General features: G+C 40.5%; 4 protein-coding genes. All 4 read right to left on the bottom strand.

Annotation, left to right across the window (positions count from 1 at the left end; translation table 11 throughout):
- Positions 1 to 129: 129 nt before the first annotated feature.
- The 4 genes from guaB to ACERCG_RS07575 all read right to left on the bottom strand — a co-directional run bounded on the left by guaB (position 130) and on the right by ACERCG_RS07575 (position 6,901).
- Positions 130 to 1,593, bottom strand: a complete 1,464-nt coding sequence (gene guaB / locus ACERCG_RS07590; protein ID WP_373611434.1) for an IMP dehydrogenase — start codon at positions 1,591 to 1,593, stop codon at positions 130 to 132.
- 222 nt (positions 1,594 to 1,815) lie between these two features.
- Positions 1,816 to 4,983: an efflux RND transporter permease subunit gene (locus tag ACERCG_RS07585; RefSeq protein ID WP_373611433.1), complete on the bottom strand. Its 3,168-nt coding sequence runs from the start codon at positions 4,981 to 4,983 to the stop codon at positions 1,816 to 1,818.
- Between the two features lie 13 nt (positions 4,984 to 4,996).
- A complete protein-coding gene (locus ACERCG_RS07580) occupies positions 4,997 to 6,202 on the bottom strand; it encodes an efflux RND transporter periplasmic adaptor subunit (protein WP_373611432.1) in 1,206 nt (401 codons plus the stop codon).
- Positions 6,203 to 6,232: 30 nt separating this feature from the next.
- Entirely contained in the window at positions 6,233 to 6,901 is a 669-nt protein-coding gene (locus tag ACERCG_RS07575) for a TetR/AcrR family transcriptional regulator (RefSeq protein WP_373611431.1), read from the bottom strand.
- Between the last annotated feature and the right edge of the window lie 3 nt (positions 6,902 to 6,904).

Genomic DNA, 6,904 nt, shown 5'->3' with positions numbered 1-6,904 from the left:
ATGCGTAAGCTTTTAACCGTGATTAATGCCATCGTCCGTGATGGCTCACAGTGGAATGCTCACGCGGTTTAATTAACGAATTTGTATCTTACCAAAAATGTTGGGGAGATACAGTTGCTACACTTTTTATTAGCCCATACGGTAGTTTGGTGCTTCTTTGGTAATGGTTACATCGTGAACGTGTGATTCTTTAATGCCTGCACCGCTAATACGCACAAATTGGGCTTTGGTACGAAGCTCTTCGATAGTCGCACAGCCTGTCAAGCCCATACAAGAGCGTAATCCACCCATTTGTTGGTGGATAATCTCTTTTAAGTAACCTTTATAAGCAATACGCCCTTCAATGCCTTCTGGCACAAGTTTATCTACTGCATTGTCTGACTGGAAATAACGGTCGCTTGAGCCTTTACTCATTGCACCCAGAGATCCCATTCCACGATAAGATTTGAATGCTCTACCTTGATAAAGCTCGATTTCGCCTGGGGCTTCTTCTGTGCCAGCAAACATTGAACCTACCATCACACAGCTTGCTCCTGCAGCAATCGCTTTTGAAATATCGCCTGAGTAGCGAATACCACCATCAGCAATTACAGGAATGCCACGATCTTTTAAGGCTGCTGCGGCATCAGCAATAGCAGTAATTTGAGGCACACCCACACCTGTTACAATTCGGGTAGTACAGATTGAACCCGGCCCAATTCCTACTTTTACCGCACTTGCTCCAGCATCAGCTAATGCAATCGCCCCTTCAGCGGTAGCAATATTGCCTGCGACAATCGGTAAATCAGGGTATTTTGCACGGGTTTCACGCACACGTTGTAATACGCCTTCAGAATGCCCGTGTGAACTATCAATTAACAGTACATCAACACCAGCTTTTACTAACGCATCAATACGTTCTTCGTTTCCCGGCCCAGCTCCTACTGCCGCACCTACACGCAAACGGCCAAATTCATCTTTACAGGCATTCGGTTTGCTTTCGGCTTTTTGGTAGTCTTTTAGGGTAATCATTCCTTTTAAGTGGAAGGCATCATCCACCACAAGCACTTTTTCAACACGATATTCGTGCATTAAATGGAAAATTTCTTCACGAGTGTCGTTTTCTTTCACCGTCACTAAACGCTCTTTTGGTGTCATAAATTCACGCACGATTTTGCTTAAATCGCTTACAAAACGGGTGTCACGCCCTGTAATAATGCCGACTAAATTTTGGTTTTCATCCACAACAGGGTAACCTGCAAAGCCGTTTTGTTTGACTAAATCGGCAAGTTCCGCCAATGTAAGATCGGGCGAAACGGTAACAGGCTCAGACACAATGCCGCTTTCAAATTTTTTTACTTTACGCACTCGGTCTGCTTGGCGTTCAATCGACATATTTTTGTGAATAAAACCAATTCCCCCCTCTTGAGCAAGAGAAATCGCTAATTTGGTTTCAGTTACTGTATCCATCGCAGCGGAAAGCATTGGAATATTGAGGCGGATAGTTTTGGTTAATTGAGTGGAAAGATCGGCGGTATTTGGAAGCACTGTTGAGTGTGCTGGAACGAGAAGAACATCATCAAATGTGAGGGCTTCTTGCTTGATTCGTAACATTGCAATAATTCCTTAAAGAGTGGTTAAATTGAAAAAACTGTATTGGAAAATTGCGAGCGGATTATACAGAGGAACGTTATTTTTGTAAATAGGCAAACGATTACTTCAGATTAAAAAATTAATAACAAGCGGTCAAATTTTCTTTAGATTTTGCAAATTCTTGAGGAAAAGTAACCGCTTGTAAGCAACAAAAAAGGCGTTTCACTACGCCTTTTCATTCATTTATACTTGTTTAACTGTTGGAAAATATTTTTCCTCATCAAACTCACGCAATGGTTTGTGTTCTTGTCCTAAGAAGGTGTAGATAACAGGCAATACGAATAAGGTAAAAAGTGTACCGATTGCAAGACCCGATACAATTACCATACCCATACTAAAGCGTGCGATTGCTCCTGCACCTACTGCAAATAAGAGTGGGATTAAACCAGCAATCATCGCAGCCGTTGTCATCATAATCGGGCGTAAACGGATAGTTGCCGCATAAACAATCGCTTCATAGCGTGATTTACCGTGATTTAATTGCTCTTCTTTCGCCACTTCACACATTAAGATACCGTGCTTGGTAATCAAGCCCACAAGGGTAATTAACCCCACTTGTGAATAGATATTTAAGGTGTAACCTGCCGTCCAGATACTATTGGCAAATGCCATCATATCCTTAGAGCCTGTGCCTGTGGCAATCCCCATAAATAGCCCTTTCATTGCGGACGGAAGATTCATTACGAGTAATGCACCACTTACCGCCAATGGAACAGAAACGAGGATTACCAGCGGATCACGCCAAGATTCAAACTGAATTGCCAATACAATATAGATAATCACAACCGCAAGGGCGAATGTCATTGCCATTGCATTACCTTCTTGAATATATTGGCGAGATTCGCCTCTGAAATCGTACTGATAACCTGTTGGTAAGCTTCTATTTAGCTCTGCTTTTGCCCAGTTTACGGCATCACCAATCGAACCTGATACTACCCCACCAATTGTCGCTGAGTTTAGCTGGCTCATACGAGGCAATGAAGACGGAGATGTGGTTAATTCCATTGTAACAAATGAACCTAATGGAATAGACTCACCACTTGCAGTTGTAACATAATAGTTCATTAAATCTTCAGGATTTAAACGATCATTACGCACCGCTTGCGACACGATTGGGTAAGCACGAGAGTCAATATCAACACGGGTAATAATCGCACCTGATAGGAATGCACCTAATGTGCCACTTACCTGCTGCATTGTTACACCATAAGCACCCATTTTTTCACGATCGAATTTCATATTCATCGTTGCCGTGTCAAATTTGAGGTCTAAGTTTGCAAAGAAGAATTGACCTGATGCTTGTGCTTTTTTCAAGAACTCTGAAGCAACTACGGCTAATTTTTCATAGCTGTCTGCGGTAGTAATAACAAGTGAGAACGGTAAGCCATTTTCACCTGTTGAGATCTCAGGGAAAGAGATCGCATTAACATCCATTGCAACCACTTTTTTACCGAGTGCTGCAATCTCATTTGAAATTTCTGCACGCTCACGAGTACGATCATTCCAATCTTTCAAGGCAATGATAGATAATGCACTATTACCGCCATTAAACCCTGAGATCGTCATAACTGATGAGACTTCAGGTACTTTAGATATTTCTTCAGTAAACGGCACTAGGGCTTCTTCTGTATAATCTAAATTTGTGTTAGATGGACCATTTGAAATCCCTACAACGAAACCACGATCTTCCGTTGGTGCAACTTCACTTGAAAGTGAGGTAAATAAGAACGGAAGACTGGCAAAGATCAGCACCGCAAAGAACAACATAAAACCACGAACCGCCATAACTGCACTTAGCATATTGGTGTAGCAGCTTGTCATTTTGTCTAGTGAACGATGGACAAAGCGTGCAAAGCGAGATTCTTCGCCTTCTTTATGCTCTTTCAGCACTCGGCTAGACATCATCGGAGAAAGTGTTAGAGCCGCAATACCCGAAATAAATACCGCACCAGCAAGAGTTAAAGCAAACTCTTTGAAAAGTGTGCCTGTTATCCCTGTCATTAATGCCATTGGAGAATATACTGCACCGAGTGTAATCGTCATTGAAATTACCGGTAAGGCAATTTCTCGTGTACCAATAATAGCTGCATCAAATGGCGTTTTGCCTTCTTTAACGTGGCGTTCTACGTTTTCAAGTACGACGATCGCATCATCTACCACTAAACCAATCGCTAATACTAACGCAAGTAAGGTCAGAAGATTGATTGAAAATCCGAACATTTGAAGCAAGAATAACGCACCAATTAATGAAATCGGAATGGTAATAACTGGCACAATCATTGCACGCAGCGATCCTAAGAATAGGATAATTACCACCAATACAATCACAGTTGCTTCTAAAATAGTACGGATAACTTCATTGATTGAGCTATCAATTGCAACCGTTTTATCGTAAATAATATCCCCTTGAATATTCTCCGGTAAGTTTTTCACTACCTGATCAAACATCGGGTAAATATCTTTTGCAACGGTAAGCGAGTTTGCTGTAGCCGCAACTGAAACCGCTAAAACCACCGCTTCCTTACCACCTACTGTTGCACGAACAAAATCGCTAGATTTATCTAATTCTACGGTCGCAATATCTTTCAGTTTAATCATTCTGCCATCTGCTGTTGTTGAAACAGTCACCTGTTCTAATTCTTGAACAGAAGGTGTAGTGGATAACACTTTGTTTTTATAAACCGTATAATAGCCGTTAGAGTTACCCGCTGCGGTTTGTAAGTTATTGGCACTTAATGCCGATAGCACCGCTGAGCCTGATAACTTATTGCTCGCCATTTTGTCTGGATCTAACCAAATGCGTAAACCAAAGGTTGAGCCATATACATCAACACTTGACACCCCATTTACCGTAAAAAATTGCGGTTTAACCACACGGTTTAGATAATCGGTTACTTGTGCTGTATTTAATTCATCAGACACAAATCGAATATACATTAATGCATCATTTGAACCCGTTGATACGCTAATAGATGGGTCATCAATACCACTCGGCAAGTTTGAACGTACTGCATTTACTTTAGCTGAAATATCAGAAAGTGCCGCATTCGGGTCAGTATTTAACTTCATTTTCGCCGTAACTGTTGTAGTACTTGGCGAACTTGATGACGTCATATAGTCAATATTATCCGCTTGAGCTACTGCCTCTTCTAACTGTGAAGTAACAAGTGCTTGCATTAAACCTGCATCTGCACCTGAGTAGTTTACACTCACGGTTACGATCGAAACAGTCATCTCTGGATATTCACGCACTTGCAATTTTTCAATCGCTTGTAAGCCTAAAATCGTAATGAGTAAGCTAATACAAACGGCTAAAACAGGGCGTTTAATAAAGATGTCAGTAAATTTCACTTAATTCACTCCACTACAGTTTGCTGTTTTTTGCTGGTGTGGTAATGCCTACCGCCTCAACATCAGAAACTTTAACTAACGCATTGTTGCTTAAACGTTGCAAACCGCCTGTTACAATTAAATCTCCTGCTTTCACACCTTTAGTTAATTGTGAATAGTTACCCTTGCGGTCAGCAGTTTTTACTTCTGCTTGTTTTGCGCGGTACATTTTATTCGCATCTAAAGTTGGGTTTTGTGCAGACATTTTTTGAACCATTTTTTTATCTTCTTCAGATAATGGCTGTAACAAATAAACAGTTTCGCCATACATCGTATAAGCCACCGCAATTTGTGGCACAACAACCTGCCCTGTTTGCGTTGGTAAGGCTACATTTAAGCGTGCAAACATACCTGAGAGTAATTTATCCGCTCCTTCTTCAATAACCGCTTCAACATTAATTAAACCGGTTAAACGATCAACCGCAGGATCAATCGCAATAATACGAGCAGGGAAAGTTTGTGCTGGCAAAGCATCAATTTCGGCTGTTACTTTTTGCCCAATTGACACTTGCTCAACATTGGTTTGAGGCAATGTAAAACGAACTTTCATTGAAGATTGGTCTTCAACACGCACAATTTCCGTTCCCATTGTGATGTATTGACCAACGTTTACATTCACAATACCCGCCACACCGCTAAATGGTGCATAGATTTGGCGACGTTTAATAACCGAACGTAACGACTCAATATTCGCTAATAATTGGTTATAGGTTGATCGTGCATTATCAAATTCTGCTTTTGACGCACTATTTGATGCAATCAAATTACGATAGCGGTCATAATTTGCTTTTGCTGTTGAAAGTTGAGCTTCCGATGCTTTTAAATTTGCAATCTCAACACTACTATCAAATTCAACTAAAAGATCACCTTTATTTACACGCTGCCCCGATGTAACCAATACACGGCTTACTACACCTGAGGTTTCAGCACTTAACATCGCCCCCTGGTTTGGGCGGATATAACCTACAGCCGAAATAGTTGGAGTCCATTCCTGTGTGGTAACTTGCATTGCGGTTACTTCGCTCACAGATTCAGGCATATTCGCAGCGGCATCTGCTTTTGCTTTCTTCCCAATTAATTGTAATCCTACGATTGCAGCAAACACAATCAATACAATTAACAATGTGAGTACAATTAAAAACTTTCTGCCTTTGCCCGGCTTCTGCGTTTCTGTTGTCATACATTCTCCATAAAATAACTAAAAATAAACTTAAAAAGTGATTGCTTTCCAAGTGCGTAAAATAATTTCGTCTAAATATTCACCTAGCTCGAAGTTCTGATTCAAGTTTTGCAAATACTTGATCTCGATTAAAGTGCCAAGACTCACCGAATAAAGTATTTCATTTGGTAAATCCACAATGATTTTTTGCTTTTTACCTTCAAAAACAAGCCTGTTCCAAAAAGAATTTTTATCAGCGACTGTTTCTCGAATTAACTCATCAATCCCCATTACAGCTTGGAATTGTTTTACTAATGCAAGACGCTCCGCTAAAAAAGCCCATTTTTTATTCACAAGTTGTTTATATTGTTGAAAGAGTTCAACCTCCGGTTCAAACTCAATATGCATATACCCCTGATAGCACTTTATTAAATTGGCTGCCAAACAGTGCAGTAATTCATCTTTTGTTTTGAAATAGAGATATAACGTACCTGAAGCAATTCCTACCTCTTTTGCTATATTACGCATTGAAAGGTTTTGCAATCCTTCTCTCACAATAAGTACTTCTGTTGCTGAGAGAATACGTTTTATCATTTCTTCTTTTGGCTCAATCCGCCTAGACATATCATCTCCTAGCCTATAATGAANCACAATAAGTACTTCTGTTGCTGAGAGAATACGTTTTATCATTTCTTCTTTTGGCTCAATCCGCCTAGACATATC

Origin of the sequence: Mannheimia sp. E30BD, assembly GCF_041807785.1 — a bacterium.
Classification (GTDB): domain Bacteria; phylum Pseudomonadota; class Gammaproteobacteria; order Enterobacterales; family Pasteurellaceae; genus Mannheimia.
The sequence above is the reverse complement of the archived record's forward strand: the minus strand, read 5'-3'. Positions and strand labels throughout refer to the sequence as shown.

Bases quoted from the DNA above. Each gene is read 5' to 3' on its own strand.
- guaB (WP_373611434.1), bottom strand. From the start codon at position 1,593: ATGTTACGAATCAAGCAAGAAGCCCTCACATTTGATGATGTTCTTCTC.
- ACERCG_RS07580 (WP_373611432.1), bottom strand. From the start codon at position 6,202: ATGACAACAGAAACGCAGAAGCCGGGCAAAGGCAGAAAGTTTTTAATT.